Below are 25,302 nucleotides of genomic sequence, written 5' to 3'. Positions count from 1 at the left end.
GCCTTCGCGGGGAGAAGGTGTGCCGCCACACGTGGATGGCGTGCCGTGGCGGGGTTTGGGGATGCCTCCGCGGGGGAGGGCGTTGCCGCGCGGGGGCGGTGGCGTGCAATCTCTTGTCCCCGCGTCGGGGCTTGTTGCAGAACGGACCGCCAGGAAGAACGCGGGTCCGCGCACGGCGCCACGGGGGTGGCCGGGTGAGGCCTTGCGCAAACGGAAGGCCACTTCCATGGCCTGGTTGTCGAACCGCTTTGTTCGGTTTTGGCTCCTCGTGCTCGTCGCTTGGGGTCTCTCGATAGGGCTCCTCGGGTGCGCCGCGACAGGCGCGCATACACAGGCGTGGGCGCAGAGGACGCCGAACGGAATAAGGGTGTTCCGCATCTGCCGGCGCCATCCCCACGTCGACCCGAATGCCCGTTATTGGTACGACGTGGGGGACGGAACGCCTCGAACGACGTTCCTGTCGCTCGACGATCTCTTGGAGAGCCGCGAGGCCAAGGCTGTTTATATTCATGATCCCCACGCGCCGTCCGAGAGCCGGAAGCTCTTGGGGATTGCGTTCCAGCATCTCCCCTGCGACAAGCCGCCGCCGCCCCCGCCGGAGAAGGTCGCGGCGAAGGAGAAGGAGGGCGGAGAGAAGAAGGACGAGGCCCGGCGCGCCGAGCCGCCGAAACCGCTGCCAAAACCGCTGCCGCGACCGATTGCGAGACCACCGGAGCGGGAGCGGTGCACGGCGTATCGGGAGCCAGGCCAGACGCGGCAACGCCGCGGCACGGGTTCACGTACGTGCACGAGGATTCTGGTCAAGCGGCCCGGCGGGGAGCCGGCCGTCGCGGAGAATCGACCGCACCCGGTCGAGGCGCCCGTGCCGAAGGACCCGAGCGAGGTGCAGCCGGGTGAGGTATGGCAATACGAGACCTGGAGCCAAACCCCGGAGGAGATCGCGCGGCTCGATCGCGCCTACGAGTGCCTCGCGGGCGTTTGCCATGCGAGACACCAGAACTTCATTCCGAAGGACAAGAAGAAGCCCGCCGGGAAGCACCATGGGCAGTCGTTGTCAACGGGGAGTGGCAGCGGTGGGGGAGCGAGCACGCCGCAGCCCGCGCCAAAGTCGACGGTCAAGACGAGGACCAAGCCGGTCGGGAAGCCGAACGGCGCGAAGCCGAACGGCGCGGCGTCAGGGCAGGGGGGCAACGGGAGCGCGGCGGACCCGCCACCGCAGGCCAAACCGAAGCGGGGAGGCGAGAACCCGGCGGCGGCGCGGGGGCGGGAGGTGCATGAGGAGTTCAAGAAGAAGGTCGAGGCGAAGCAGGCAGAGGGGTGGAAATCCGAACCGCATATCAAGGTGGAGGGTGGCACGCACGTGAAACCCGACGCGGTCACGCCCAAAGGGCATCCGATTGAACTCAAGCCGAACACGCCGACGGGCAGAGAAGCGGGCAAACGCCAGATGCAGAAGTACGAGGAAGTTCTCAAAAAGAAGGGACGTGTGATCTATTATGACCCCTGAGCGAGCCCTGCGGGACCGAAGGAGCCACATCTTCAAGACCTGGGTCGCGCCCACGCTCCAGGCGGCGGGCTTCAAGAAACGAGGGAGCGTGTACGTGCGGGACTTGGGGAGCGTCCAGCACCTCTTCAACCACGAGACTGGCAAAATCAACACGGCCGGCAAGTCCAGCTTCACGACGAATTGTGGGATCCATGTGCCGGGGGTCAGAGTTCTCTACTGGGGTCCAGGCAGCGTCGAATCCAAGGCACCTCAGGCCGCGGACGGAATCCTGAACGTGAGGCCCGGAATGCTGACACCAACGGGCGACAGGTGGTGGCATCTCACGTCCTCCGATGGGCCCGAGAAGGACGACGAGGTAGGACAGGAGCTATTGAGGCTCGTGGAGGTCGCGGCCCTGCCCTTCTTCGACCGGTTTCGAGACGAACGCGCGGTCGCGGAGTTCCTCTCGCAGCCCCGAAGGAAGGAGGACCGCTTCATCGATCCCCGTGAAGATACGTTCGAGCTCTTCTATGCCGCGATCCTCTGGAAGCGGCTGGGGTGCAAGGACAAGTGTCGCGAATGCATCGAGCGGGAGCGGTCGAAGACCAAGAAGCGTTATGGCGCCAAGACCGACGAGGCGTTCTTCGCGCGCTTCTCGTGTGACGACGACTGACGCATTTGCTGCGGAGGGCCGGCCCGCGGGCGCGCGCTCGTGGTCTGCTTCACGGGAGCACCTCGATCGAATCCGGCGTGAGAATGGGCAATTCGCCCTGGATGAGACATTGCTCTTGCGGCCCGCACTTGTGAATCCGGAGCTTGCCCCGCACGCGGACGCGTTTTCCCACGGTCGTCTTCTGCCAATCCTCGCCGAGATGCTTTTTCAGGTCGTCGCGCGGGATCAACACATCGGCGACCGAACCGAATCCCTTGCTCGGATGAAGCTCGCCCTCGCGCGTCTCGACGCCCTCTTCGGCCTGCTTCGGCGCGGGCGCAGCCTTCGGCTCCTCGACCCCCGGGGCCTCGACCCCCGGGGCCTCGACCCCCGGGGGCGGACTCGCCGCCTCGCGGCAGCCTGGCGTAAACACCGCTCCGGCGAGCATGACGACAAGGGCGAAACGGCGTGAAACGGAGAGCATGAAACGCATCATGTCGAGCGCGCTCGGCCGCCGCAACCAGAGTATCTTGGGCGCGTCGTGAACGCCGCGCGCTCTGCCGACCTCGCCGAGATCCTCCACATCGCGCGCGCCGAGATGGCCGGGCACCTCGCGAAAGATCGCGGCCCGCTCGCCCATCGCGCAGCCGAGATCGTCCTCCACCCCGCGGCGCTCTCGCTCGCGAAACACCTCGTCGCCTTCGACGACGACCTCGCGCGGCTCGGCTCGCTCCGCCGCGCTTCGCTCGCCATGCTCGCTCGGTATGGCGTGCGCGCGCGCCTCGCCGACACCTCCGGCGGCCCGCACGACCTCACCGCGCGACGCGCAGCGCTGCCCGAGCGGGGCCCTCTCCTCGTCGTGTCGAACCACCCCGGCCTTTACGACGCCCTCGCGCTCTTTTCGGCGGTGGGCCGCGACGACCTCGCCGTCATCGCCGCCGCGCGGGATCTGCTCTTCGCCTTGCCCCACGTCCGCAAGCACCTCCTCTCCGCGCCGCCCGACGCGCGCGCCGGCCTCGCGCTCCGCGCTGCCGCCCGTCACCTCACGCGCGGCGGCACGCTCCTGCACTTCCCCGCAGGCCGCATCGAGCCCGATCCACGCCTCGTCCCTCCCGGCGAAAGCGCGCTCCACGCCTTCCAACCCGGCCTCGACGCGCTCATCTCGCTCACGGCGCGCGCACGCCCCGACCTCGTCGTCGTGCCCGTGATCGTCTCGGGGGTCGTCTCGCTCCGCGCGCGCGCCTTCGCCTCCGCGCTCGCGGGCCGCGCGGGGTTGACCGATGCGTTCGTGCCGCTCCTCCAGCTCACGCTCCCCGGCTTCGGCGACGTCGACGTGCGTGTCACGATCGGCCCCGCGCTCGACGTCGCGGAGCTTGGCGCCGAGCCCTCCACGCACCTGCGCCTCGCCCTCGAACGCCTCGCGCGCGCCGTCCCGCGCCCCCCTGGCGCGGCGCCCGCGGAGCCTCTACGTTGAGGCCCACGATGAGCGAAACCGTCCGAGGCAAGATCGACCCGGGTCTGGATCTCGAGGCCGAGATCGTGCGGCTCAAGAAGGAGCGCAACGCCGTCCTGCTCGCCCACTACTACCAGGAGGGCGACATCCAGGATCTCGCGGACTTCCTCGGCGACTCGCTCCAGCTCGCCCAGCAGGCGAAGAAGACCACGGCCGACGTCATCCTCTTCGCGGGCGTGCACTTCATGGCCGAGACCGCGAAGATCCTGAACCCCGATCGTATCGTCGTCGTGCCCGACCTCGAAGCCGGCTGCTCGCTCGCCGACGGCTGCCCGGTCGACCGGTTCCGCGCCTGGCGCGCGAAATACCCCGACGCCGTCTCGATCACGTACATCAACTGCACGGCCGAGGTGAAAGCCGAGAGCGACTACATCTGCACCTCGTCGAACGCCGAGAAGATCGTCCGCGCGATCCCCGAGGACAAGGAGATCCTCTTCGCGCCCGACAAGAACCTCGGCCGCTGGCTCGAGCAGAAGACCGGCCGAAAGATGCGGCTCTGGCAGGGGAGCTGCGTCGTGCACGAGACCTTCAGCCTGCGCAAGATCATCGCCCTGCGCGAGCAACACCCCACGGCCAAGCTCATCGCGCACCCCGAGTGCGAAGAGGCGCTCCTCCGCATGGCCGCGTTCATCGGCTCGACGACCGCGCTGCTCAAGTACACGCAGACCGACGACGCGGAGGCCTACATCGTCGCGACCGAGAGCGGCATCGTGCACCAGATGCGCAAGGCTTCGCCGCACAAGACGTTTCTCGAAGGGCCGCCCGAGAAGAACTGCGCCTGCAACGAGTGCCCCTTCATGCGCCTCAACACGATGGAGAAGGTCTACCTCGCGCTGCGCGACCTCGAGCCCCGCATCGAGATGCCCCTCGACCTGCGCGAGCGCGCGCGTGTGCCGATCGACCGGATGCTCGCGCTCTCGTGAGCCATCCCGGACGCCCCCTTCGTGCTCAAAGGTTCGTCGGCGTGTCGGGCTTGCCCGTCGCCAGCTTGCGCACGAGCGCGCGCAGCTCGGACGGGTCGTAGGGTTTTTCCAGGAGCAGGTTCTCTACGCGCGCGAAGAATGCGCGCACGTCGCTCGTGAACGCCGCGCCCGTGAAGAAGACGATCTGCCGCGCCACCTCCGGCGCCGTCACGAGCAGCCGCTCATAGAGCTCGAACCCGTTCATCCCCGGCATCCGCACGTCGCACAGCACCACGTCGAAGCGCGCGCCCGCCTCCACCACCGCGAGCGCCTCGTGCCCGCTCGACACCGCGGTCACCTCGTGCTCGTTCGCGAGGAGCCGTCGGATCGAAGCCACGATGAACGGCTCGTCGTCGACGAGCAACACGCGCGTCCGCCGCGCGGATCCCCCATGTCCCGCCGTCGTTCCCATCATCGTCGTGCCAATGAGCCCCACGAAAACTCCAGGAATCCCATTAGGTCGCCCATCGCTGAACATTGCGCAAGCGCCAAAAGCAAGCATGCGGCAACTTGTCGCCCAGTGCCAATGGGTTGACACTGACGCCGCGTGTCGCAATGAACGCAATGGTGCGGCTGCCAGGCGAAATGTTCAGCCGAGGTGCTTCTCGATCGCGCGGATGACCTCGAGCCTGTCGAAGAGCCGCTCCACGTAGTCGAGTCGATCGGTCTCGATGACCATCGTCGGCGAGAGATCGTACCGCGCGTGCCATTCCTCGTAAAGCTTGTCGAGCGCGGCGAGGTAGCTCTTCGGCACTTTGCGTTCAAAGTTTCGTCCGCGCTGGCGGATGCGCCGCACGAGGGTCGGCAGAGGGCAGCGGAGGTAGATCATCAGGTCCGGCGGCCGGATCTCCTCGCGCAGCGTCCGATAGAGATCGTCGTACATCTGCCAGTCGCGGGCGTCGATGTAGCCGGCCCGGTGCAGGTGCGCGGCGAAGATCTCCGCGTCCTCGTAGAGCGTCCGATCCTGCACGATCGGCCGAGGATCCACGGCCGCGCGGCGTACGACGTCGCGGTGGATGTGGAAGCGCTTGACGAGGAAGAAGAGCTGCGAGCTCATCGCCCAGCGCGACATGTCCCCGTAGAAGTCGGACAGGTACGGGTTCTCCTCGTTGGGCTCGAAGAACGGCACCATTCGGAACTGCTGCTCGAGCCATTTCACGAGGCTCGATTTCCCAGCTCCCATGTTCCCAGCCACCGCGATGATCCGGGGGCGCGCGCCATCCCGCCGGCTCTCGACCATCTCGTCCTCCGCTCCCCTCAAAGCACGAGCGAAAGCCCGAGCGTCGTCACGAAACCCCCAGCAAACCTGGGGAAAGGCCCCACCGTCACGCGGCGCCCCGAAGCGTCGATCGCTTGCTCTTCCTCGAAGGCACGGCCTCGTTGCGCCGTCTCGGGGTAAAACGCGCCCGTCGTCTCGATCTCCAGCGCGAGCCACCGCGGCACCACGTCGAACGACGCGCCGAGGCCAAGCGGAATCTCCACGAACGACGCAGCCCGCTCACGCACGGGAAACACGCTCCCCCCCGACGTCGCGACCGAGAACCGCCCGAGCTCGAGCCGCCCCCAGCCCGCGCCCGCCGAGACCCACGCCCGCGCCCGCGGCGTGATGCGCCACGTCGGCGCGATCCGCAGGCCGAACGAGTACGTGTAGAACTCGGCATCCCCCGGATCCCCGACGAGCCCGAGGGCGCCCGAAGGCATGTTGAAGTCGCGCTCCGTGCGCACCGCGTACAGGCTCGCGCGCAGGTACCGCGTGATGTCGACCCGCGCCCAGAGCCCCATCCCGACGGACGCGGGATACCGCACGCCCGTGTCGCCGCTCGGGATGCGATGCACGAGCGCCACGCCGCCGCCGAAGTCGACGTGGCGTGTGAACGGCGGCTCCGTGATGTCGAGCGGAGGCAGCTCCTTCGGCCGTGGCGGCGGCTCGGGCGCAGCCGGCGCCGCGGCCGCGTCTGCCGCCTCTTCGCTCGCGCTCGCGCCGCGCGCCGTCCCCATCACCCCGCCGAGCGCGAGGGTGATGGCGGCCGCGGACGCGAGCGCACGTCGGCCTCTCCGCCGTCGGTCTTCGAGGCGCTTCACCCGTGCTCGCATCGCGTGCCCCTTGTAGCAAAGTTCGGGCTCCTCGGTCGACCGACCACGGCTTTGGTCGTTTCGATCCCTTCTGGCACGGTCCCGAAATCTGCGGCACACTCCGCCCGCCATGCACACGTCTCGGCTCTTCGTTTCGCTCGCCGGTCTCACCCTTCTTGTCGCGGCTTGCAACAAGTCCGAAGCGCCCCCCGCGCAGGCCGATCAGCCGGCCGCCCTGCCGACGCAGGTGCCCGGGCAGCCGCAGGGCGCGGTCGCGGAGAGCATCAAGCCGCTCGCGCAGAAGAAGTTCGGCCAGCCGGTGACGGAGACGAAGACGACGGCGCTCACGGACCTGACGAAGGAGCCCGCGAAGTTCGCCGAGCAGACGGTGCGCACCGAGGGCGTGGTCTCGGCGGTCTGCAAGTCGATGGGCTGCTGGATGGAGATCGCCGACACCACGGGCAAGGCGCACATCAAGATGGCGGGCCACAGCTTCTTCGTCCCGCGCGACAGCTCGGGCCACCGCGCCGTCATCCAGGGCAAGGTCCTCACGCCCGAGGCCGACAAGGGCGTCTGCGGCGCCGACGACGGCTGCGGTCAGGGCGGCAGCGCCAAGATGGCCCAGGTGAACATCGAGGCGACGGGCATCGAGTTCATCGATTAGTCCCGAGGGGGACGCCTCGCGTCCCCCTCTCGCCCGGGCAAAGCCCGGTCGATTCACCCCCCGAGGCGAGTTCGCTTCGCGATCTCGCAGAGCGCCGAACAGGTCGGCGCTCTCGTCCCGAGGGGAATCGCGCCTCCCCCGCTCCCGCCCGCCGCGCGTGAACGCAAAGCTCGGAGGGCATGGGCCTCCTGATCACGCGCGACGATTTCACCGAGGACGAGTTCGCTCGTTTCTCCGAGCGGATCGAAGAGCAGCTCGACGTCCTCGGCACCCTCGCAAACCTCCCCGGCTTCGGCGAAGGGCCGGCCACGGTCGGCGCCGAGCTCGAGCTGTTCCTGGTCGACCCGGCGGGCCTGCCGCTGTCGGCGAACCGCGAGGTCCTCGCGCGCACGGTCGATCGACGGTTTACTGTCGAGCTCGACCGGTTCAACCTCGAATTCAACGCAAGCCCGTGCCCGCTCGCCGGCCGCCCGTTCACGGCGCTCGCGGACGAGCTCGCCGGCGCGCTCGTGGAGATCACGCGCGCGGCGCGGGAGCAGGGCGGGCGTATCGTGCCCATCGGCATCTTGCCCACGCTGCGCCGCGAGGATCTCACCGCCGCGGAGCTGACCGACGTCCCCCGTTATCGCGCCCTCGGCAAGCGCATCCGGCGCCTGCGCGGCGGCCCTTTTCACGTCCGCATTCACGGCGAAGACCCGCTCGCGCTCGACACGGACGACGTCGCGATGGAGGGCGCCGGCACCTCGTTCCAGGTCCACCTCCGCGTCCCGCCGCAAAGTTTCTCCAGATATTACAATGCGGCGCAGATCGCCACGATCCCGGCCCTCGCCGCCTCGTGCAACTCGCCGATCCTGATCGGCCATCGCCTCTGGGACGAGACGCGCATCGCGCTCTTTCGCCAGGTCGTCGACGATCGTCTGGACGCCCCGGCAGCCTTTCACCCGCCGTCGCGCGTGTCCTTCGGGTATGGCTGGGCCCGCGACGGGGCCGCCGAGCTTTTTGCCGAGAGCGTCCGGCTCCACGCCCCGCTCCTGCCCGTGCTCGGGAGCGAGGACCCCCGACAAACCCTCGCCTCGGGCGGCGTCCCCGGCCTCGCCGAGCTCCGTTTGCACCACGGCACCGTCTGGCGCTGGAACCGCGCCGTCTACGACCCGGGCAGCGGCGGCCATTTTCGTATCGAATATCGCGCCTTGCCCGCCGGGCCCACCGTGGTCGACATGCTCGCGAGCGCCGCGTTCCTCCTCGGCGCCACGCTCGGCCTTGCCCCGGATGTCGATCGCCTCTTGCCCGCCTATCCGTTCGAACTCGCGCGCCACGCGTTTCATCGAGCGGCGCAACATGGCCTCGACGCCGTCGTTCCGTTTCCGTGCGACGAGGCCCCGTCCCCCCGCGCGGTCCCGGTCGTCACGTTATGCGAGCGCCTCCTGCCCCTCGCCCGGAGCGGTCTCGTGGGCGCGGGCGTGCTCGAAAGCGAGGCCGACCGCTTTCTCGATGTCTTCGCCGCCCGGGTACGATCTGGACAAAACGGCGCGCGGTGGCAACGCGCGGCGCTCGCGGCTTTGCGGGTCCGACATTCACACGAGGAGGCGTTGCGGCGGATGCTTGCCCAGTACGAGGAGCGCGCGGCCTCCGGCGAGCCCGTGCATACGTGGGCGCCGGTCGAGGGAGGTGCTCAGAACAAACCCATGACTGACAGCCCCATCCGATCCTGACCCATCATCGGCACGACCGTGACCGAGCTCGGCAGGATCGCGCGCGCGCCTTTCACCGATTCCTGGGGCGCCTCCACGGTCTCCGTCGAGAAAACGGCCATGTCGAGCGCGGGTGCGGCGACGTATCCGACGAGGGCCCCGATGGCGACGTACCCGATGGCTTCGTACCCGGTCCCCGCGCCGGCCATGAGCCCGAGGAGCCCGCCTCCGAGGGGAAGGCCGACGTTGAGGCCGAGGCTCGCAAAACCCTTGCCGACGTGCCCGTGTGCCCAGTGAACGATGGGCCCCGTGAGCACGTGCCCCGCAAGGCCGAGGTACGTGATCGGGCTCCCCTGGCCGACGACCGCCACGAGATCACCCGCGACCACGCCAATCAAGGTTTGCCACCCATACCAGCGTTTCACCTTCTGCGTGGGGACCTCCGTGGTCCAGCCGGGCAGGGGCAACGCGTACCCTCGCCCCCAGGCCCCGTTGGGGGGAGGTTGCGGATACGGCCCCGGCGGATAAGGCGCATAAGGTCCGGGCGGGTAAGGCGCGTAAGGCCCGCCGCCCGGCGGCGGGGCCGGCGGCGGCGGAAGGGAAGCCCCATTCGCAGCCGATCCTGGCGGCGGCGGTGGAGCCGGCACCCCTGGCGTGGGTGTCAGGGGGCCTGCGGGCGGCGCAGGGAAGGGATTGGCTTGGGGCGGCGTGGGGACCGCGGGCGGCGGCGGCGCCGGGTTCGTCGCGGAAGGCGGGGGCGGAGGGGGCGGGGGCGCCACGCCCGGTTGCTGCGCGTTCACGCGCGTCGCGAGGGTGATCGTGGCGAGGGCGAGGGCGGGGCCGAGCCGCGGGCGTGTGCGCATCGGCGGCGAGGATATCAAGAAGCGTGCCCCCGGCGGAAGGCCGGCCACGTCGAAACCCCGACGTGGCCCGGCGCCGGGGGGTTACTTCGCTTCCTTGAGGGCGAGGTTCACGGCCTTCTTGAACTTCGACAGCGGCTGCGCGCCCGAGATGAGATACCCATTGATCACGAACGTCGGCGTGCCCGAGATCGAGGCGTCGTCGGCGGCCTTGATGTCCGCGTCGATGAGCGCCTTGTGCGTCTGCCCGTCGATCGCGGCGAGGACCTTCTGTACGTCGAGCCCGAGCGCGGCGGCCGTCCGCTCGATGCCGGCGCGGTCGAGCTGCGTCTGGTCCTGGAAGAACGCGTCGTGCATCTTCCAGAAGGCGTCGTTGCCCTTTTGCTTGAACGCCTCCATGGCCGCCAGCGCGGCGGGCATCGCGTTCTTGTGGAACGGCAGCGGCTTGTTTCGCCAGACGAACCGGATCTTGCCCGGGAAGGCCGCGTCGAGCTCGGCGAGCGTGGGCTCGACGCGCTTGCAGAACGGGCACTCGAAATCGGAGAAGATCTGCACCGTGACCTTCGCGTTCGTCGGGCCCTTGGTGGGGTTCTCCTTCGTGAATGCGGGGATCGCCTTCACCTTCTCGAACGTCGCGGCCTTGCCGTCCTTGATGATCGTGTCGTAGAGCTTCGCCGCGGGCGTGCCCTTCTTGACGAGGGCCTCCGACTTCGTGATCTCCTCGTCGATGAGGGCCTTGAACTTGTCGATCGGCTGCGCGCCGACGAGGCGGCGGCCATTGATGAAGAAGTGCGGCGTGCCGCTCGCCTGCACGTCGTCGGCGAGGTCCAGGTCCTGCTCGATGCGGGCCTTGTGCTTCTTCTTCGCGATCGCGTCGCTCGCCTTCTTCACGTCGAGCCCGAGGTTCTTCGCGATGGCCTCGAGGTCCTCGGGCGCGAGCTTGCCGTTTGCCGCGAAGAGCAGGTCGTGCGCCTGCCAGAACGACGCTTCGCCTTTTTGCGCGCGTGCCTCGAGCGCAAGCTCGGCCGCGGGCTCGGCGTCCTTGTGGAAGGGCAGGGGGTTATTCTTGTACACGATTCGGAGTTTGTCGCCGTAATCGCGGGCGAGCTGCTCGATCGTCGGCGTCACCCTGACGCAGAACGGGCACTGGAAATCCGTGAACATCACGAGCGTCACGAGCGCCGTGTTCTTGCCCCGCACCGGCGAGCCGTCGACGGGCACGCGCCAGACCGTCTTCGTGTCCTCGGCCTGGCTCGGGCTCGCGCCGGGCCGGTCCTCGGGCTTCTGGTAATTCTGCGCCGAGAGCACCGCATAGACCTTCTCGGGCGCGGTGCCGCTCGCCGTCGCTTTGCGTGCGGCCGCGATCTGCTCGTCGATGACGGCGCGGAACTTGTCGACCGGCTGCGCGCCGGAGAGGTGCACGCCGTTGATGAAAAAGGCGGGCGTGCCCGTCACGCCGAGCTTCTTGCCGAGCTCGATGTCCTCGTCGAGCTTCTTGCCGATCTCGCCGCTCGCGAGCGTGGCATCGACGAACTTGCGCGTGATGCCCCGCGGCAGCGAGCCGTCGATGACCTGCGGGTCGAGCCGGCCGGCGAAGAGCGCGTCGTGATAGGCCCAGAACCAGGGCGAGCCCTTCAGCTTGAACACGGCCATCGCCGTCTCGGCGGCCGGGCGCGCATTCTTGTGGAACACGAGCGGGAAGTTTTTCCAGACGATCCGGAGCTGGTCCTTGCCGTAGATTCTTCCGAGCTCCGCGAGCGTGCCCGCGGCGCGCGCGCAGAACGGACACTCGAGGTCGGAGAACGCGACGATCGTGACGGGCGCTTTCGGGCTGCCCCAGCTCGGATCCGCGGCCGTGACGGGCACCGGGCTCTTCGCGCCTTCGCCCGTGTCGGCCTCGGTTCCGCCGGTCCACGTGCCGACTTCGGCGGGGGCCACGGTGCGCACGGGGAATCCGTTTCCGGTGTTGTCGTCCTCGGCGCCGCCGACGAGGGCCCTTTCTCCGTCACCTTCGGCTGCGCCGGCGGCACGTGGCGCGCCTGCGCCTTTGTCCCCGCCGCGGCCGGCGGTTTCGGCGCCCTTTCCAGCGGCGGCGCCGTTCGCGCCCTGATCAGCGGGCCCCTGGGACCCGTCTCCGGGCGAGGCGGCCTGCGGCGTCGGCGCCGGGCCGCAGGCGACTGCGGCCGAGAGGGCCGTCACGAACCCGATTCGGAAGAGCTTCACGAGCATGGCCGGCACCCTACAAGAAACGTCGCCACGACGCACGCGGCTTGCGCGCGGATCCACGTGGCTTCAACATCCCCACGAGGTTCCGTCAATGGCGCCGCGCAGCCGAAGCAAAGACACGGATCCGAGTGGCACGGGGGATGCATCAAATTGTCGCATTGCCTGGACACGGAAACGGGTTCATGGCTTTCGGACGGAGGTGAGACGTGGCTTCTGAACTTGGTACTTCGTTGGGAAGGTGGCTCATCGTGGCGCTCGGCGCGGCGCTCGTCGCAGGGTGCGGCGGAGGCGGCGACGGATCGGGCGGCAACGGCGGAGCGGGCGGCAGCGGCGGATCGGGCGGCGGTGGATCGGGCGGCGGCGGGCCGAACCTCCTCGACGTGGAGGTCGCGTTCGAGGGGCGCGTCGGAGACGAGGCATTCGATTGCGGAAAGACCTACACCGCGGGAAGTGCGTCCACCGAGGTGCGGATCTCCGACTTTCGGCTCTACGTGCACGACGTGCGCCTTTTGCGCAAGGACGGCAGCGACGTCCCGGTCGAGCTCACGCAGGACGGGCTGTGGCAACACGAGAACCTGGCGCTCCTCGATTTCGAGAACAAGGCCGGCGCCTGCGCGAACGGCACCAGCGAGACGAACACCACGATCAAGGGCAGGGTGCAGGCCGGGAGTTACCAAGGCATCACGTTCAAGGTCGGCGTGCCTTTCGAGCTGAACCACGGCGACGCGGCGGCGGCGCCTTCGCCGCTCAACCTGAGCGCGCTGTTCTGGAACTGGAACGGCGGGTACAAGTTCCTCCGTGTGGATGCGGCGCCGACGGCGGGCGGCGGGGCGTTCAACGTGCACATTGGCAGCACGGGCTGTACGGAGGACGCGTCGGGCGCGGTCACGGCTTGCGAGCGGCCGAACCGCCCGGAGGTGCGCCTGACGGACTTTGATCCGCTGATGAGCAAGATCGTCGTCGATTACGCGGCGCTCGTCGCGGAGAATGACGTCTCGCAGAACGTGGACGGCGCGCCGGGCTGCATGGCGGGCTTCGACGACACCGAATGCCAAGCCGTCATGGGCCGGCTTGGCATTCACGTGGATGACGGGTCGGTTCATCCGGACGAACAGAAGCTCTTCGTGGCGGAGTGAACCCATGAAATACCTTCCCCTCCTCCCCTTGGCCGCGCGGGGGTCTTTCGCCGCGCTTTTGCTTCTTGGCGCCTTCGCAGGCTGCGGTGGGGAGGGGGAGGGGCCGCCCGCGCCCGTGCCCCCGGCCCCCGCGACCTGGGATTTTGGCCTGCCCGCGGGGTATCCGAAGCCGAAGGTCCCCGCGGACAACCCGATGTCGGTCGACAAGGTCGAGCTCGGCCGGCGCCTGTTCTACGACAAGCGGTTGTCCGGGAACGAGACGCAGAGCTGCGCGTCGTGCCACGACCAGAAGCTCGCGTTCACGGATGGGCGCGCGGGCGGGCTCGGATCGACGGGCGAGGTGCACCCGCGGAGCTCGATGTCGATCGTGAACGTGGGCTATCTGTCGACGCTCACCTGGGCAAACCCGTTGATCACGGAGCTGGAGGAGCAGGCGCTCCTGCCGCTCTTTGGCGAGACGCCGGTCGAGCTCGGGCTCGCGGGCAAGGAAGACGTGCTCCTCGAACGATTGCGCAAGGAGCCGGTGTACGAGGCGCTCTTTCCGAAGGCGTTTCCAGACGAGGCGGACCCCGTGCGGCTGGAGAACGTGGTCCGGGCGATCGGCGCGTTCGAGCGCAGCGTGATCTCCTACCAATCGGCCTGGGATCGGTACAACTACGCCGGCGATTCGAAGGCGCTGTCGGAGGCCCAGAAGCGCGGCAAGGACCTGTTCTTCTCGGAGAAGCTCGAGTGCTTCCATTGCCACGGCGGCTTCAATTTCTCGGACTCCGTGGTGCACGACGGCAGCACGTTCACCGAGACGATGTTCCACAACACGGGCCTCTACAACCTCGGCGGCACGGGCGCGTATCCGGAGGGCAATCGAGGCGTCTACGAGGTGACCCAGGTCTCCACGGACATGGGCCGGTTCCGCGCGCCGACGCTCCGCAACATCACGCTCACGGCGCCCTACATGCACGACGGGAGCATTGCAACGCTCAGCGAGGTGCTCGATCATTACGCGGCCGGCGGGCGCACGATCGCGGATGGCCCGTACGCGGGCGTGGGGAGCACGAACCCGTACAAGAGCGAACTCATCAATGGATTTGTGTTGACCGAGGAGGAGAAGGCTGACGTGCTTGCTTTCCTCGCGGCGCTGACGGACGATGCGCTGCTCACCGATCCGCGCTTCGCGGACCCTTGGAAGCAGGACAGCGCGGGAGGAATGCCGTGAAGAGAATCGGACGAATCGTGGGAATCGTATCGCTCGCCGGCGCGGTGTTCGTCGGGACGAGCGTGGGCGCGTGCGGAGGCGAGACGGAGAACCCGCCCGCGACGAACGAGCCGGACCTGACCGGCGTGATCTACACGGGCGCGGCGACGGACGAGGCGCTCGAAGCGCTGCTCTTGGCCGCGCCGAAGACCGACGCGGCGCAAGGCGTGGTGGTGGACACGCCGGCCGCGGGCGCGACGCTGCCGAAGGACGTGCCGCCGACGATCGAATGGCACGTGGGCGGGTCCTCCGCGGCGCGCGAGCCTTCGGCGGGAGAAAGGTTTGTCGGGGCCGCGAAGGCGATCGCCTCGTTTTTCGGTCCGCGCGAGGCCTGGGCGCACGGGGCGCCGGTGAACGGCCGCGCGTATCTGCTCGTGTTCTCGACGCCGAAGAGCCCCGAGCTCGTGCGTGTCTTCACGACGGAGCTTTCGTACACGTTCGACGCGGCCTCGTGGACGAAACTCGCGCTCACGGGGGAGCCGGTGACGCTCGTCGTGACGAACGCGATCTTCGAGGACAACCGCGTGGCGCAGGACGGAGGGCCGTTCACGGGGGAGGCGGTGACGTTTTCGATCGGGCCGTGAGCCGCCGCCTCACCGCCGCTGCCCCGCCGGCCGCGGGGAAAACACCCCCCGCGGTCGCGTCTTCATCCCCGTCACCGGGAAGAAATCGTTCCCCCCGAAGAGCGGCGGGTCCTTTTCGTTGCGTTGGTAAAACAGGTTGATCTCTTTCTTGTAGAAATCGGTATCCGGGATGACCGCGCCGAAGCGCTGCGTCTTCAGCGCCTCGCGGAGCTCGTCCCGGAGCGCGATGCCCGGCGGGCCGCCGCCAATGCCCAGGATGTCCTGCATCGCCATCTCGTGCGCGAACGGGCGCTTGCCCGCGAGCGTCGGGAGGTGGCCGTGCGCCGGGAGCCATACCTCGCCGGGCAATGCGGCGAGCTTCTTCACGAAGGCGTGGCCCGCCTGCTCGTCGCTGCGCGAGGGCACGAGGCGGCGAGGATCGTAGATGACGCAGGCGAGCTGGAGGGCCGCGACGCCGAACGCCGCGGCGCGCAGGCGGGCCCGCAGGGCTTCCGGCGCCTGGCCGATGCTCTCGAGGGCCGTGGCGATGCCGAGGCCAAAGAGAATGGCGAGCACGGAGAACGCGGGCATGAGCACGTTCGGCCAGCCGCCCGCATGCAGGCGCCCGCCCCACGAGGTCCCGAGCGCGCCGGCCGCGGCGAAAAACCAGAAGAGACGCGCCTTTCGCGCGCCCTCGCCCGAGGCCGCGAACCAGTAGAGCGCCGCGGCGAACGAGACGGCGAGCGGCGCGAAGAGGTCGTCGACCCAGTAATCGACCCACATTGCCGGCACGTTCGGGTGCTGCGAGGGCAAAAAGAAGACGTAATAACGGAACCAGCCGCCGTGCAGGCGATCGAGCGCGAGGACCGAGAGGCCGATCGTGCCGAAGAGCGCCACGCCAAACCCGAGCCCGCGCTTCCACCCGTCCGCGAAGAGCGCATACGCCGCAAGAGGCGCCGCGGCCACGAGCATCGATTGTTTCGTGAGGAACGAGAGCAGGAACAAGGCGACGGCGAGGAGCCGGAAGCCGAGGCCCTCGCGGAAGCGGAGGACGTAGAGGCCGAGGAGCAAAAAGAGGAGCGCGAGCGAGTCGACCCGCGCGATATCCATGAACGCGACGCTCTCGCGGTACGTGCCCGCGAAGAGGCCCGCCGCGAGCACGGCCGCGAGGCGGTTTTTCGTCTCGCGATGCACGAAGAGCGCGATGAACGCGAGGCAGCCGAGCGACGAGAGAACCGAGACGAGGCGCAGGGAGAAAAAACCGAGGCCGAAGAGCTTGCTCACGGCCGCGGAGACGTAGAAGTAGAGCGGCGTGTAGATGAAGGGGACGAAATCGATCGTGGGGCGATCGTAGAGGCGTTTGCCCGAGAGGATGTGGCGGACGTGGTCGACGGCGCCGCCTTCCATCCATTCGATCTCGAATGGATACCGGAGGTGCAGGACCGCGAGCACGAGATAGATGCCGACGTACGCGACGGCGCCGAGGCCGACGAGCCAGGGCAGGCCGCGGCCGAGGAAGGCGGGGAGGCGCCGCCAAAGGGGGAGGAGCCGAGCAAGCATCGAGGGGCGCTACCCTAGCGCAGCGCGCCCAAAGATTCGAGCACGGCCTCGAGCGAGGAGCGACCAAGCTCGGCGGCGCGGTCAGGGCCGAAGCCGCTCGGGCCCTCCTTGAACGGCATCTCGATCGTCATCGACAAGCAATCGAAGCGCTCGCCGACCCAGTTGTTTCCGATGCGCAGATCACCCTTGCCCGGGTCGTCCGCTCCATAATCGAGCTCCGAGGAAAAACCTCCGTCGCGCCGCGCGAGGCTCCGCGTGAAGCGCCGTTCCAGCTCGTAGAGGCGCTCGGAGTAGCCGGGGTTTCCCGCGCAGCCGATGGCGAACGCGGCGTCGGCGTGCTCGTCGCCGTGCACGTCGAGGAAGAGGTCCACGCCCGCCTGCTCCATGGCGCTGCGTACGGAGGCGACCTCGGGGCTCAGCTCGCGGCTCGGCGCCTGCCATTCACGATTGAGGTCCCGCCCGGCCGCGTTCGTGCGGAAATTGCCGCGCGTGCTGCCGTCCGGGTTCACGATCGGCACGACGTACACCACGGCCTCGTGGAGGAGCGTGTCCGTGACCAGGTCGTCCTCGGCGAGGAGCCGGACGAGCGCGCCCTCGACGAACCACGAGCCCATCGTCTCGCCAGGATGTTGCCGCCCCGTGATCCAGAGGCGGCGCTTGCCCGGGTGCTCCTCGCCGAGGACGATGAGGTGGATCGGGCGTCCCTCGACGCTCGCGCCGATCGGGAGCACGCGCGCCCGCGGCGAGCGATCGACGACCGAGAGGAGCGCAGCGAGGCGATCGAGGGGATACGCTGCAAAATACGAATAATGGACCGTGTCGTGCTCGGGCCGGTGCTGGAGGACGAGGCGGCGTCCATCGAAATGGGTGGGGACGCGGAACCATCGTTCGAGGTCATACGATGCGAGCGCGCGGTAGCCGTGGAAGGCGTCGGGGTGCATCGCCTCGCCCGCGTCGTGGATCGTGAGCTCGACGTGGCGGCCGCGCGCGCCTCGAACCCGGAAATGGAACCATTGCCGGATGCCGGCGGCGCTGTCGGCGCGCAAGGAGAGTTCGGCCTCGGCCCCGTGGTGGCCCGTGACGACAATGCTTCCGCCGCAGAGGTCCGCGTCGACGTGCATGAAATGCATCATGCCACGAAGAGCGGGCGAGCGGGGAGCGATCGTGGGCCCGCGCGCGGGTGTGTCCCGCACATGGCGAAGGCCCCGGCGTGCGGGGCCGTTTCGCCTATACTCCGCCGCGGAGAGGTCGAATGGGGAAGAGCAGGACGGGCATCGACAGCAGCGCAGGCTCCCTGCCGGAAACGACGACATGGGCGCGCGCCGTCGTCCTCGGGACGGGGATCCTCGGCGTGAGCCTGACGGAGCGCGCGCTCTCTGCGAAGGCCCTGGAAGAGTTCGCGCGCAAGGTGCTGGAGGTCGTCCGCGCCATCACGCCCGCGACGCGCAAGCTCGTCGAGGTGCTCGAAGCACGCATGAGCGAGCTCGGCATCGATCACGACTGCGACAGGCTGCGCACGGCCCGGAGCGCGCGCCTTCTCTGCGAGGCGCTCGCCAGCAGGTCGCTGCGCGAAGCCCGCGAGATCGTCGAGGCGCTCGCCTCCGCGCGCCTCGAGACGAGCTCGTCGGCCGTGCAGGCGAGCCTCGGCGCTGCGGACGATTCGCTGGAGACGCTCGACGATCCGCTGGTGCTCGGCGTGCTCAAGCAGCTCGCGGGGCGCGAGAAGAATGATCTTTCGGCGTCCAAGTATCTGCGCGAGGCGCGCGCAATCCTGCGGCAGGACGAGATGCGGCGGTCGCTGTCGGTGGAGCTGCGCATGGTGGCGGGCGCGGCGCAGGCGTATCTCCTGAGCGGCATGCCGAGCGCTGATGGAGCGCCGCTGCACGGCCTTCCCGAGGATGGCGTGTTGCCCAAGAGCGCGGTGCTCGCGAGCGTCGTGGCGCCTGCCGCGGTGCGGATCGAGGCGTCGCGCGGGACGCCGCCGCCGAGCGCGACGCGGTCCCGCGCAGAGAGCACGAAGCGCAAGTCGCTCACGCAGACGCTGGCGTCGGAGGGCGTCTTGCCGTTCACGCGGGTGAGCGTGGAGCGGCGTGGATCGATGCCCGACCGAAAGTCCGCGCGCGCGCTCCTGGCCGAGGCGGTGCGCGAGGTGGAGCAGAAGCTCGAAGCCTCGAAGGGGCCGGCGTTGCTCTCGCTCGTGATCACGCTCGACATCAGCGACAAGGGCGCGTGATGGATCAGGCGTCGAGCGCGACGTAAAGGACGGGCTCGTCGCGCAGCCACGTGCGCTGGCGGCGCGCGAAGACGCGTGTCGCGCGGACGATCGTGTCTTCGAGTTCCTCCCGCGGGAGCTCGCCTTCGAGGTGCGCGCGCACCTGCTTGTATCCGACCGATCCCATCGGTCGCGCCGTGGCGTGGCCCGCGCCGAGCAGCGCGCGCACTTCGTCGATCCAGCCCGCGTCGAGCCAACGCCGGACGCGCGCGCGCATGCGATCGTCGAGCGTCTCGCGGGGCCAGGCGACGCCGACGAGGCGCGTGTCGTGGCGCTTCTCGCGGAAGCCGTGCTCGGCGAACCACTGGCTCTGCGGTTTGCCCGAGAGCTCGTGAATTTCGAGCGCGCGGCTCACGCGGACGAGGTCGTTTGGCGCGAGGCGCGCGGCGCTCTCGGGGTCGACGGCGGCGAGCATGGCGTGCAGGGCCGCGCGCCCTTCGGCCTCGGCGATCGCTGCGTGCCGCGCGCGGATCGCGGGGTCGGCGGGCGGCGCGGGGGCGAGGCCGTAGACGAGCGATTTGATCCAGAGGTACGTGCCGCCGCAGACGATGGGCACGCGGCCGCGGCGTTTGACGTCCTCGATCGCGCGCTCGCCGAGCCCGGCGAAGGTCTGCGCGTCGAGGGGCACGAGCGGGTCGGCGATGTCGACGAGGTGGTGCGGGGCCCGCGCGCGCTCCTCGGCCGTGGGTTTGCCCGAACCGACGTCGTAGCCGCGGTAGATCTGCACGCTGTCGGCGTTTATGATCTCGCCGCCGAACGTCTCGGCGAGGCGGAGCGCGAGCTCGGTTTTTCCGCTCGCGGTGGGGCCGACGACGACGAGGAGCTCGCCCTCGCGCGGCGGCTCGATCGTGCGCCACGAGGGGGCCGTTCGAGGGGGCTCGTTCGGCTCGTCGTTTTCGTCCGGGGGACGGGCATCCACGGTTTCGTGATCGTTCGGGCGCATCGTTCGGGCCCGCGAGGGGTCTTCCGCGCGGGGGACTTCCTGTAGCATCTCCGGATGTCCTCGAAGCCGCGCTTCCTGCTTTCGTTTGCCTTCGTCACGTGCCTCGCCGCGCCGGGGGTGGCCTCGGCACAAGAGCCTCCGCCCGCCCGGCCGATGATGCGGGTGAACCTGCCGATCGATCTCACCGTGATCGGCGTGGGCGGCGCGGCGTGGATCACGACGGAGGTGCTGAAATCGAAGATCGCGCCGGCGACGTGCCGATGGTGCAGCCCGCCGGGGTTCGACGATTCGATCGCGCGCACGCTGCGCTGGAACAACACGAAGACGGCGGCCCGGATCAGCGATGTCGGGTTGTATGGGCTCGCGCCGCTCGCCGCGTTCGGGTTCGACGCGGCCGTCGTGTACGCGAACGGCGGCACGCTCGCGGAGTGGGGGACGGACGTGATCGTCCTTTTGCAGTCGATGGTCGTGGCTGCAGACCTCACGCAAATCGTGAAGTTTTCCGTGGCGCGGGAGCGGCCGCTGCTCGAATACAACTCCGTATCGCCCGAGGATCGGGACAACCGCGACAACAACCTTTCCTTCTTCTCCGGGCACACGTCGTTCACGTTCTCGGCGGCGGTCTCGGCCGGGACGCTGGCCACGCTGAAGGGATATCGCGCGGCGCCCTGGATCTGGGCGACGGGGCTCACGATTGCCACGGCCACGGGGTATCTGCGCATGGCCGCGGACAAACATTATTTTTCGGACGTGATGGTCGGCGCGATCGTCGGATCGGCCGTCGGGTTCGTGGTGCCGTGGCTGCACCGGCCGAGCGCGAACCCGAGCAAAGACGCAGGGGCGCGGCTCTCGGGGATGATGGCGAGCCCGCTGCCCGGCGGCGGGCCGTTCGTGGGCTTCAGCGGGATCTTGGATTAGTTCGCGGCGCGCCTCGCGCGGACGCGGAGGAGGACAGGTCTTTCGGGGCGGAGGACCGCGGTGTAATCGGGGCCGATCGGCGCGTCGCTCACGGGCTCGAAATCGAAGCGCTGGGCGATCTGCGCGAGCAGGAGCTCGGCTTCGAGCGTGGCGAAGGTCGCGCCGATGCAGACCCGCGGGCCGGCGCCGAAGGGCATGTAGGCGCCGCGCGGTCGCTTCGCCTCGTTCTCCGCCGAGAAGCGCGTCGGATCGAAGCGCTCCGGGTCGGGGAAGATCGACGCGCGCCGGTGGAGCGCGTGAATCGGGACGATGATCGACGTCATCTTGGGCAAGTGGTATCCGCCGACCTCCACGTCCTCGATGGCGACACGGTCGATCGCGAAGGCCGGCGGATAAAACCGCAGCGCTTCGCGGAAGACGCCGCGCGTGTATTCGAGCCGGGAAGCCTCCTCGGCGGTCGGGGTTTTTCCGGACAGGCCAGAGACCTCCTGCTTCCAGCGGCGGTACACCTCGGGGTGGCGCGCGAGAAAATAGAGGCACCAGGTCGTGGACGTCGCCGTCGTCTCGTGGCCGGCGATGAACAACGTCATGGCCTCGTCCCGCACCTGGCGGTCGGTCATGAACGAGCCGTCGTCCTCGTCGCGCGCCGCGAGCAGCCGCGAGAGCAGGTCGGGCCGGTCGCCGCCTTTTTGCCGGCGATCGGTGATCATGCGCTGAATGCGGTCGTCGACCGTCCGGATCGCGGCGAAGAGCTTGCGCCGCTCGGCCGTGGGCAGGGGGACGGGCCGGTGCAGGGCCTCGATCGTCGCTTCACGTGCGCGTTCGAGCGGCGCGGGGAGGTGTTGCGGCTGGAGAAGGAGCTGGGCCAAGGTCGCGCGGACGAAGAGCGAGACGCTGGCGGTCTGCTCGCCGAGGTAGTTGAACATCGCGCGGATCGCGGCGCTGATCTCGTCGGACTCGTCGAGCGTGTCGGCGTCGAAGAGGATCTTCGCGGCGATGCCCATCGTGATCCGCGTCATCTCGCGCCCGGCGTCGAGGATCTGGCCGTCCTGCCAGTCGTCGAGGCAGCGCGTGATGACGTCGTTCATCATCGGCGCATACCCTTCGATGGCGCGCGGGTGGAAGAGCGGCGCCATGAGCTTGCGTTGCTTGCGCCACGGCTCGCCTTCGCTCGTGAAGAGGCCACGGCCGGCGAAGGGGTAGAACATCATCTTCGTGGGGAGGCTTTTTTCGAAGCTCTTTTGCTTCTCCACGAGCGCCTCGTGTGCGAGCTCGTGCGCGCAGAGGACGATGAGCGGGAAGTTGAAGAATCGAATCTGCCCGAGGTCGCCGAGCTCGCGCGCGAGGCGCAGGAAGATCGCCGCTTGTGTGGTCCGGAACTCCGTCGCGTGCCCGGAAAACGTTCGTCCCGACAGGATGGGGATGTCTGCGACGGTCTTCATGGTCCCTCCTGCGGCGGTAGGAGCGCCTGCGAGGCGCGTCAAGGGGAGCTGCGGGCGTGCCGGACGTCGACGACGATCCGCGGGGGCTCACGGAGCTCCTGCACGCGATACCGATTCTTCGAGCCGACACCGAGCACCCAGGTGAGCTGTCCCTCGAAATCACAGGTCGCTGCGAGCTCGAGCAGCACGGGCAGCTTCGGCTTTCGCTCGACGGGGCCGAGCGTCGGGAGGCCCGCGTCGGTGTGGGCCCGTGCAGGCGTCATCCGGACCCGGAGCCATCCCTCACCTGCCACCGTCACGGTGTCGCCCGTGCCGCAAAGGCGCACGGGTTTGTCGATGTACTCGACCCGGTAGCCGGGCAATGCCTGGCCCGAAAATTCGAAGACGACACGATCGAATCCCGCGTGACGGCCGGCCCGGACCGACCGCACCTCGACCGTATGCACCTCGGGGATCTTTTTCTCGATCGGCGCGGTCGTCCCCTCGAACGCCTCGGGCGCCGTGTCCCCGGGCTCCTTCGTCCCCTGCGCGGGCTCCGCGGGTTTCGCCGAGGAAGGCGGCTCGGCGGCCTTCGCGGGCGGCTCCGCGGGGGGCTGCGCGGCCGTGGTCGGCGTCGTCGGCGCCACCGCGCTGGCGGCGGGGGTTTTCGTGCTGTCGGGCGCGGTGCTGTCGGGCGCGGCGTCACGACAGGCGAGGAGCCACGGGCTGGCGAGCAGGAACAGGAAGAGCGTACGCATGGGGGTTGTTGCGTCTCCGTTTGGCGCAAGGGGCCTGGCCGCAAGGGCCTCGGCGCGCGCGGCGCGGACGACGTCGGCGGCCCGATTACAATGGGTGCGTCCGTACGTCAACGCCCGCCGCGGGGCTTGACACGGTCGCGGCGGCGGGCTCATCCTGTGCGGGTGGGCATTGCGCCCACAATCAGCGTTTTTCCTTCGGGTTGCATGACGTTATCGGATACGGGCTGGGAGGGGTTCGGGGAGCACGTCTATCGCTTCGAGGCGCCGGATGTCGTGCACATCCGGAACGTCGGCGACGTCGCCCTGGAGGACATGCAGCGGATGTTCGAGCTGATCCGGGCGGCCCGAGCGCAGGTGGGGGGGCTGGTCTTCTGGCTTTCGGACATCACGCAGATGGGGCACGTGCGCGCCGAGGCGCGCAAGCTCGCGATCGAATCCGACACCAACAAGAACCTGCGGGGCACGGCGATCTACGGCGGCAACTTCAAGCAACGCGCGATCGCGAACCTCGCGATCAAGGCCGCGCGCGTGCTCAGGCCCTCGCGCGTCCTGACCCCGTTCAAATTCGTCGCGACCGAGGCGGAAGCGCGGGCCTACATCGAGGCGATCCGATGCGGTACGCAGGGCGTGGCGTCGCGCGGCTCCCGTCCGCCGCCCGTGCACTGACGGCGCGCAGGGAGGCGTTTCCGGGGACACGACGCGGAGGCGGGCGCGGGGGCGCCGGCCGGCCGGCGAGCGCCCCCGATGGTTCGTGTTGTGGTTTCAAATCCCCCTGGGACGTGAATCAGTAGCGGCGTCCGGGGCGGCCCCGATCTTCGAGCAGGCGCACCGGATCGGGCGCGTCCGAGGGCGACACGCTCGACGTCTGCATGCTGCCCGAAGCGGAATGCCCCTTCGATTCCACGATCCACGAGGCGACGCCGAGCAGCACGGCGCTGAGAAGGATAAAAGCAGCAACGGCTGCCACGATCATGGGCATGCGGATACGAACGCCGTCGAAATGATGCATCGCGAGCGTCACGAGGACCTCCTGATGTGAGGGCGGATCGATACAAGTTGCCGGGGGCGCTCTCCGCGCCTTCACCGGCCCCCCTCGATGAACCGCCGTTGGGTCACGCCGCTCGTCGCCGAGCCGCGTGTTGTTCTTCGTTGGAACGGCGCACAGATTACCGCATGCGCGTGCGATTTCCAGGGAAATGACGGCCAAGATCGGACAGGGAATGTCCGAGTGTGGGGATGTGGGCTACTGGATCCGGGGAGGGCGCGCGTCGAGGAGGAGATCCGGCAGGAGGAACACGAACATCGCGGTCCGGCGCGTGGCCAGGGTCATTCCTTCGACGTGGAAGTCCCTCTCGGTGCCGACGATGTGCCCCGCGGTGTCGAAATGCATCCTTTGCGGCGGGCGGTCCGGCGATCGCATCGTCGCGACGCCGGCCTCGTCGAGGACGAGCGTGCCCACAGCGATCGGGACCGTGCCGTCGGCGTTCATGGTGATGGCGAGGGTGCCGCCGAGGTCGACGAACGTCCCATCGGAATGCAGGGTTCCGAGCACCTCGCCGCGCTGCACGAGCAAGCCGTTCCGGTAGAGCACGAGGTACGGCTCGTTCGAACGGAGCACGCGCAGATCCGCAAGCACGAGGAGGTCTTCCGGAGGGGTGCTGCGGGCGGGCGGCGGGTCATGCGCGGCGTGCGTCGCCGACGGCGTCGAGGGCGGAGGCGCGGAGGAGCAGCCGCCCACGAGCGCGAGCGCCACGAGGAGGCGCCAGCTTGGCTTCACAGACAGCTCACGTTTTCGATGTAATGGACGTGGTAGCAGCATTCGTCGCCCTGGGGCGGCAAGTCGCAGACGACCTGGCGGAACGCGGGTTTGTTGCAGCAGGCCGTGGGGCTCGTCTCGGCGCAGACGCCCGCTGCTTTGGCGAGCGTGGGGAGGAGGCTCGACCCCGCAGGGGGGCAGAAATCCCCGCCGCCCATGGAGACGCACACGGCGAGGATCTTGCCGACCGTGGGCTCCTCGCCGCACTGCAGGCCGCCGGTGCCGCCAGTGCCGCCGGTACCACCAGCGCCGCCGGTACCGCCAGCGCCGCCGTCGCCGGTCGCGTTTTCGGCATCGACGACGACCTTGGCGCCGCACGCCGCGCCGAACAGGGTGAGGGCCGCGAGCACGGCGGCGCGAGCGAGGGGAAGGGCGGCGAGGAAGTGGAATCGTCGTTCGAGCATGGTGAGGTCTCCCGGCTGTGCGTCGCGGATAAGAGAGGCGTTACTGTACCCACCGTCCTGACAAGTCCAGCACTCCGTGTAGGATGGCTCTCGCGGTTTTGTCTTGGCTGCGCGGCCTGTGGAGGATCGGGG

At 69.0% G+C, this 25,302-nt stretch carries 26 protein-coding genes; 12 read left to right on the top strand and 14 right to left on the bottom strand.

The window, feature by feature from the left end:
- The first annotated feature begins 226 nt into the window (after nucleotides 1-226).
- Together QHF89_RS30845 and QHF89_RS30840 are read left to right on the top strand one after the other, a co-directional pair.
- On the top strand, nucleotides 227-1,507 hold the full coding sequence (locus tag QHF89_RS30845; RefSeq protein WP_136965416.1) for a hypothetical protein: 1,281 nt from the start codon (nucleotides 227-229) through the stop codon (nucleotides 1,505-1,507).
- A complete protein-coding gene (locus QHF89_RS30840; RefSeq protein WP_136965417.1) occupies nucleotides 1,497-2,159 on the top strand; it encodes a DUF4304 domain-containing protein in 663 nt (220 codons plus the stop codon). Before QHF89_RS30845 ends, QHF89_RS30840 begins: the two co-directional genes overlap by 11 nt.
- Nucleotides 2,160-2,208: 49 nt before the next feature.
- On the opposite strand, the gene QHF89_RS30835 is transcribed toward QHF89_RS30840, so the two are convergent.
- Complete coding sequence (locus QHF89_RS30835; protein WP_284721136.1) at nucleotides 2,209-2,622, bottom strand: hypothetical protein; 414 nt, start codon at nucleotides 2,620-2,622, stop codon at nucleotides 2,209-2,211.
- 57 nt (nucleotides 2,623-2,679) lie between these two features.
- On the opposite strand from QHF89_RS30835, the gene QHF89_RS30830 reads away from it, so the two are divergent.
- Together QHF89_RS30830 and nadA are read left to right on the top strand one after the other, a co-directional pair.
- Nucleotides 2,680-3,612 carry a 1-acyl-sn-glycerol-3-phosphate acyltransferase gene (locus tag QHF89_RS30830; RefSeq protein WP_136965419.1) on the top strand — a complete coding sequence of 311 codons (933 nt, stop codon included), beginning with the start codon at nucleotides 2,680-2,682 and terminating at the stop codon, nucleotides 3,610-3,612.
- A gap of 8 nt (nucleotides 3,613-3,620) precedes the next feature.
- A complete protein-coding gene (gene nadA / locus QHF89_RS30825; RefSeq protein WP_136927375.1) occupies nucleotides 3,621-4,574 on the top strand; it encodes a quinolinate synthase NadA in 954 nt (317 codons plus the stop codon).
- A gap of 25 nt (nucleotides 4,575-4,599) precedes the next feature.
- On the opposite strand, the gene QHF89_RS30820 is transcribed toward nadA, so the two are convergent.
- From QHF89_RS30820 to QHF89_RS30810, 3 genes are all read right to left on the bottom strand, one after another.
- A complete protein-coding gene (locus QHF89_RS30820; protein ID WP_284721135.1) occupies nucleotides 4,600-5,028 on the bottom strand; it encodes a response regulator in 429 nt (142 codons plus the stop codon).
- A gap of 174 nt (nucleotides 5,029-5,202) precedes the next feature.
- Complete coding sequence (locus tag QHF89_RS30815) at nucleotides 5,203-5,853, bottom strand: deoxynucleoside kinase (protein WP_136927373.1); 651 nt, start codon at nucleotides 5,851-5,853, stop codon at nucleotides 5,203-5,205.
- A 17-nt stretch (nucleotides 5,854-5,870) separates the two neighbouring features.
- A complete protein-coding gene (locus QHF89_RS30810; RefSeq protein WP_136965421.1) occupies nucleotides 5,871-6,707 on the bottom strand; it encodes a hypothetical protein in 837 nt (278 codons plus the stop codon).
- Nucleotides 6,708-6,816: 109 nt separating this feature from the next.
- On the opposite strand from QHF89_RS30810, the gene QHF89_RS30805 reads away from it, so the two are divergent.
- Both QHF89_RS30805 and QHF89_RS30800 read left to right on the top strand, forming a co-directional pair.
- Nucleotides 6,817-7,350: a DUF4920 domain-containing protein gene (locus tag QHF89_RS30805; protein WP_136965422.1), complete on the top strand. Its 534-nt coding sequence runs from the start codon at nucleotides 6,817-6,819 to the stop codon at nucleotides 7,348-7,350.
- 179 nt (nucleotides 7,351-7,529) lie between these two features.
- Entirely contained in the window at nucleotides 7,530-9,062 is a 1,533-nt protein-coding gene (locus QHF89_RS30800; protein ID WP_136965423.1) for a glutamate-cysteine ligase family protein, read from the top strand.
- Here the strand turns inward: QHF89_RS30800 and QHF89_RS30795 are convergent.
- Nucleotides 9,023-9,904 (bottom strand): hypothetical protein, encoded by an 882-nt coding sequence (locus QHF89_RS30795; RefSeq protein ID WP_136965424.1) that lies wholly within the window; start codon nucleotides 9,902-9,904, stop codon nucleotides 9,023-9,025. The genes QHF89_RS30800 and QHF89_RS30795 overlap by 40 nt on opposite strands.
- Nucleotides 9,905-9,985: 81 nt before the next feature.
- On the bottom strand, nucleotides 9,986-12,130 hold the full coding sequence (locus tag QHF89_RS30790; protein ID WP_136965425.1) for a DsbA family protein: 2,145 nt from the start codon (nucleotides 12,128-12,130) through the stop codon (nucleotides 9,986-9,988).
- A 203-nt stretch (nucleotides 12,131-12,333) separates the two neighbouring features.
- Here QHF89_RS30790 and QHF89_RS30785 point away from each other — a divergent pair, with 203 nt between their 5' ends.
- The 3 genes from QHF89_RS30785 to QHF89_RS30775 are packed head-to-tail and all read left to right on the top strand — an operon-like array spanning nucleotide 12,334 to nucleotide 15,099.
- Nucleotides 12,334-13,263, top strand: coding sequence for an MbnP family copper-binding protein (locus tag QHF89_RS30785; RefSeq protein ID WP_136965426.1), 930 nt, complete (start codon nucleotides 12,334-12,336; stop codon nucleotides 13,261-13,263).
- Between the two features lie 4 nt (nucleotides 13,264-13,267).
- Nucleotides 13,268-14,476, top strand: coding sequence for a methanobactin export MATE transporter MbnM (locus QHF89_RS30780; protein ID WP_136965427.1), 1,209 nt, complete (start codon nucleotides 13,268-13,270; stop codon nucleotides 14,474-14,476).
- Entirely contained in the window at nucleotides 14,473-15,099 is a 627-nt protein-coding gene (locus tag QHF89_RS30775; protein WP_136927365.1) for a hypothetical protein, read from the top strand. Before QHF89_RS30780 ends, QHF89_RS30775 begins: the two co-directional genes overlap by 4 nt.
- A gap of 9 nt (nucleotides 15,100-15,108) precedes the next feature.
- Here the strand turns inward: QHF89_RS30775 and QHF89_RS30770 are convergent, their stop codons facing one another.
- Nucleotides 15,109-16,638, bottom strand: coding sequence for a glycosyltransferase family 39 protein (locus QHF89_RS30770; RefSeq protein ID WP_136965428.1), 1,530 nt, complete (start codon nucleotides 16,636-16,638; stop codon nucleotides 15,109-15,111).
- Nucleotides 16,639-16,652: 14 nt separating this feature from the next.
- Nucleotides 16,653-17,759: a M14 family metallopeptidase gene (locus QHF89_RS30765; RefSeq protein WP_284721134.1), complete on the bottom strand. Its 1,107-nt coding sequence runs from the start codon at nucleotides 17,757-17,759 to the stop codon at nucleotides 16,653-16,655.
- Between the two features lie 131 nt (nucleotides 17,760-17,890).
- Here QHF89_RS30765 and QHF89_RS30760 point away from each other — a divergent pair, with 131 nt between their 5' ends.
- Nucleotides 17,891-18,871 carry a BREX-2 system ATPase PglY family protein gene (locus QHF89_RS30760; protein WP_136965430.1) on the top strand — a complete coding sequence of 327 codons (981 nt, stop codon included), beginning with the start codon at nucleotides 17,891-17,893 and terminating at the stop codon, nucleotides 18,869-18,871.
- Nucleotides 18,872-18,875: 4 nt separating this feature from the next.
- Here QHF89_RS30760 and miaA read toward each other — a convergent pair whose 3' ends face one another.
- On the bottom strand, nucleotides 18,876-19,829 hold the full coding sequence (miaA, locus tag QHF89_RS30755; RefSeq protein WP_284721133.1) for a tRNA (adenosine(37)-N6)-dimethylallyltransferase MiaA: 954 nt from the start codon (nucleotides 19,827-19,829) through the stop codon (nucleotides 18,876-18,878).
- Between the two features lie 78 nt (nucleotides 19,830-19,907).
- Here miaA and QHF89_RS30750 point away from each other — a divergent pair, with 78 nt between their 5' ends.
- Entirely contained in the window at nucleotides 19,908-20,771 is an 864-nt protein-coding gene (locus QHF89_RS30750) for a phosphatase PAP2 family protein (protein ID WP_136965432.1), read from the top strand.
- On the opposite strand, the gene QHF89_RS30745 is transcribed toward QHF89_RS30750, so the two are convergent.
- On the bottom strand, nucleotides 20,768-22,213 hold the full coding sequence (locus tag QHF89_RS30745; RefSeq protein ID WP_136965433.1) for a cytochrome P450: 1,446 nt from the start codon (nucleotides 22,211-22,213) through the stop codon (nucleotides 20,768-20,770). The genes QHF89_RS30750 and QHF89_RS30745 overlap by 4 nt on opposite strands.
- Before the next feature lie 38 nt (nucleotides 22,214-22,251).
- Nucleotides 22,252-22,950: an AMIN-like domain-containing (lipo)protein gene (locus tag QHF89_RS30740; protein ID WP_136965434.1), complete on the bottom strand. Its 699-nt coding sequence runs from the start codon at nucleotides 22,948-22,950 to the stop codon at nucleotides 22,252-22,254.
- 204 nt (nucleotides 22,951-23,154) lie between these two features.
- Here QHF89_RS30740 and QHF89_RS30735 point away from each other — a divergent pair, with 204 nt between their 5' ends.
- A complete protein-coding gene (locus tag QHF89_RS30735) occupies nucleotides 23,155-23,616 on the top strand; it encodes an STAS/SEC14 domain-containing protein (protein ID WP_136965435.1) in 462 nt (153 codons plus the stop codon).
- Nucleotides 23,617-23,734: 118 nt separating this feature from the next.
- Here QHF89_RS30735 and QHF89_RS30730 read toward each other — a convergent pair whose 3' ends face one another.
- The 3 genes from QHF89_RS30730 to QHF89_RS30720 form a co-directional block, all read right to left on the bottom strand.
- The gene (locus QHF89_RS30730) at nucleotides 23,735-23,971 is read right to left on the bottom strand and encodes a hypothetical protein (protein ID WP_136965436.1); all 237 of its coding nucleotides are present in this window, start codon (nucleotides 23,969-23,971) and stop codon (nucleotides 23,735-23,737) included.
- A 222-nt stretch (nucleotides 23,972-24,193) separates the two neighbouring features.
- Entirely contained in the window at nucleotides 24,194-24,727 is a 534-nt protein-coding gene (locus QHF89_RS30725) for a hypothetical protein (RefSeq protein WP_136965437.1), read from the bottom strand.
- Complete coding sequence (locus QHF89_RS30720) at nucleotides 24,724-25,170, bottom strand: hypothetical protein (RefSeq protein ID WP_284721132.1); 447 nt, start codon at nucleotides 25,168-25,170, stop codon at nucleotides 24,724-24,726. Before QHF89_RS30720 ends, QHF89_RS30725 begins: the two co-directional genes overlap by 4 nt.
- Nucleotides 25,171-25,302 lie beyond the last annotated feature (132 nt).

Source organism: Polyangium sorediatum, from assembly GCF_029946465.1.
GTDB classification, from domain to species: domain Bacteria; phylum Myxococcota_A; class Polyangia; order Polyangiales; family Polyangiaceae; genus Polyangium; species Polyangium fumosum.
The sequence above is the reverse complement of the archived record's forward strand: the minus strand, read 5'-3'. Positions and strand labels throughout refer to the sequence as shown.

What these genes read in the sequence shown, in the direction of transcription:
- QHF89_RS30845 (WP_136965416.1), top strand. Translation starts at nt 227, where the DNA reads ATGGCCTGGTTGTCGAACCGCTTTGTTCGGTTTTGGCTCCTCGTGCTC.
- QHF89_RS30840 (WP_136965417.1), top strand. Translation starts at nt 1,497, where the DNA reads ATGACCCCTGAGCGAGCCCTGCGGGACCGAAGGAGCCACATCTTCAAG.
- QHF89_RS30835 (WP_284721136.1), bottom strand. Translation starts at nt 2,622, where the DNA reads ATGCTCTCCGTTTCACGCCGTTTCGCCCTTGTCGTCATGCTCGCCGGA.
- nadA (WP_136927375.1), top strand. Translation starts at nt 3,621, where the DNA reads ATGAGCGAAACCGTCCGAGGCAAGATCGACCCGGGTCTGGATCTCGAG.
- QHF89_RS30820 (WP_284721135.1), bottom strand. Translation starts at nt 5,028, where the DNA reads ATGATGGGAACGACGGCGGGACATGGGGGATCCGCGCGGCGGACGCGC.
- QHF89_RS30815 (WP_136927373.1), bottom strand. Translation starts at nt 5,853, where the DNA reads ATGGTCGAGAGCCGGCGGGATGGCGCGCGCCCCCGGATCATCGCGGTG.
- QHF89_RS30810 (WP_136965421.1), bottom strand. Translation starts at nt 6,707, where the DNA reads ATGCGAGCACGGGTGAAGCGCCTCGAAGACCGACGGCGGAGAGGCCGA.
- QHF89_RS30805 (WP_136965422.1), top strand. Translation starts at nt 6,817, where the DNA reads ATGCACACGTCTCGGCTCTTCGTTTCGCTCGCCGGTCTCACCCTTCTT.
- QHF89_RS30800 (WP_136965423.1), top strand. Translation starts at nt 7,530, where the DNA reads ATGGGCCTCCTGATCACGCGCGACGATTTCACCGAGGACGAGTTCGCT.
- QHF89_RS30795 (WP_136965424.1), bottom strand. Translation starts at nt 9,904, where the DNA reads ATGCGCACACGCCCGCGGCTCGGCCCCGCCCTCGCCCTCGCCACGATC.
- QHF89_RS30790 (WP_136965425.1), bottom strand. Translation starts at nt 12,130, where the DNA reads ATGCTCGTGAAGCTCTTCCGAATCGGGTTCGTGACGGCCCTCTCGGCC.
- QHF89_RS30780 (WP_136965427.1), top strand. Translation starts at nt 13,268, where the DNA reads ATGAAATACCTTCCCCTCCTCCCCTTGGCCGCGCGGGGGTCTTTCGCC.
- QHF89_RS30770 (WP_136965428.1), bottom strand. Translation starts at nt 16,638, where the DNA reads ATGCTTGCTCGGCTCCTCCCCCTTTGGCGGCGCCTCCCCGCCTTCCTC.
- QHF89_RS30765 (WP_284721134.1), bottom strand. Translation starts at nt 17,759, where the DNA reads ATGCACGTCGACGCGGACCTCTGCGGCGGAAGCATTGTCGTCACGGGC.
- QHF89_RS30760 (WP_136965430.1), top strand. Translation starts at nt 17,891, where the DNA reads ATGGGGAAGAGCAGGACGGGCATCGACAGCAGCGCAGGCTCCCTGCCG.
- QHF89_RS30750 (WP_136965432.1), top strand. Translation starts at nt 19,908, where the DNA reads ATGTCCTCGAAGCCGCGCTTCCTGCTTTCGTTTGCCTTCGTCACGTGC.
- QHF89_RS30745 (WP_136965433.1), bottom strand. Translation starts at nt 22,213, where the DNA reads ATGAAGACCGTCGCAGACATCCCCATCCTGTCGGGACGAACGTTTTCC.
- QHF89_RS30740 (WP_136965434.1), bottom strand. Translation starts at nt 22,950, where the DNA reads ATGCGTACGCTCTTCCTGTTCCTGCTCGCCAGCCCGTGGCTCCTCGCC.
- QHF89_RS30735 (WP_136965435.1), top strand. Translation starts at nt 23,155, where the DNA reads ATGACGTTATCGGATACGGGCTGGGAGGGGTTCGGGGAGCACGTCTAT.
- QHF89_RS30720 (WP_284721132.1), bottom strand. Translation starts at nt 25,170, where the DNA reads ATGCTCGAACGACGATTCCACTTCCTCGCCGCCCTTCCCCTCGCTCGC.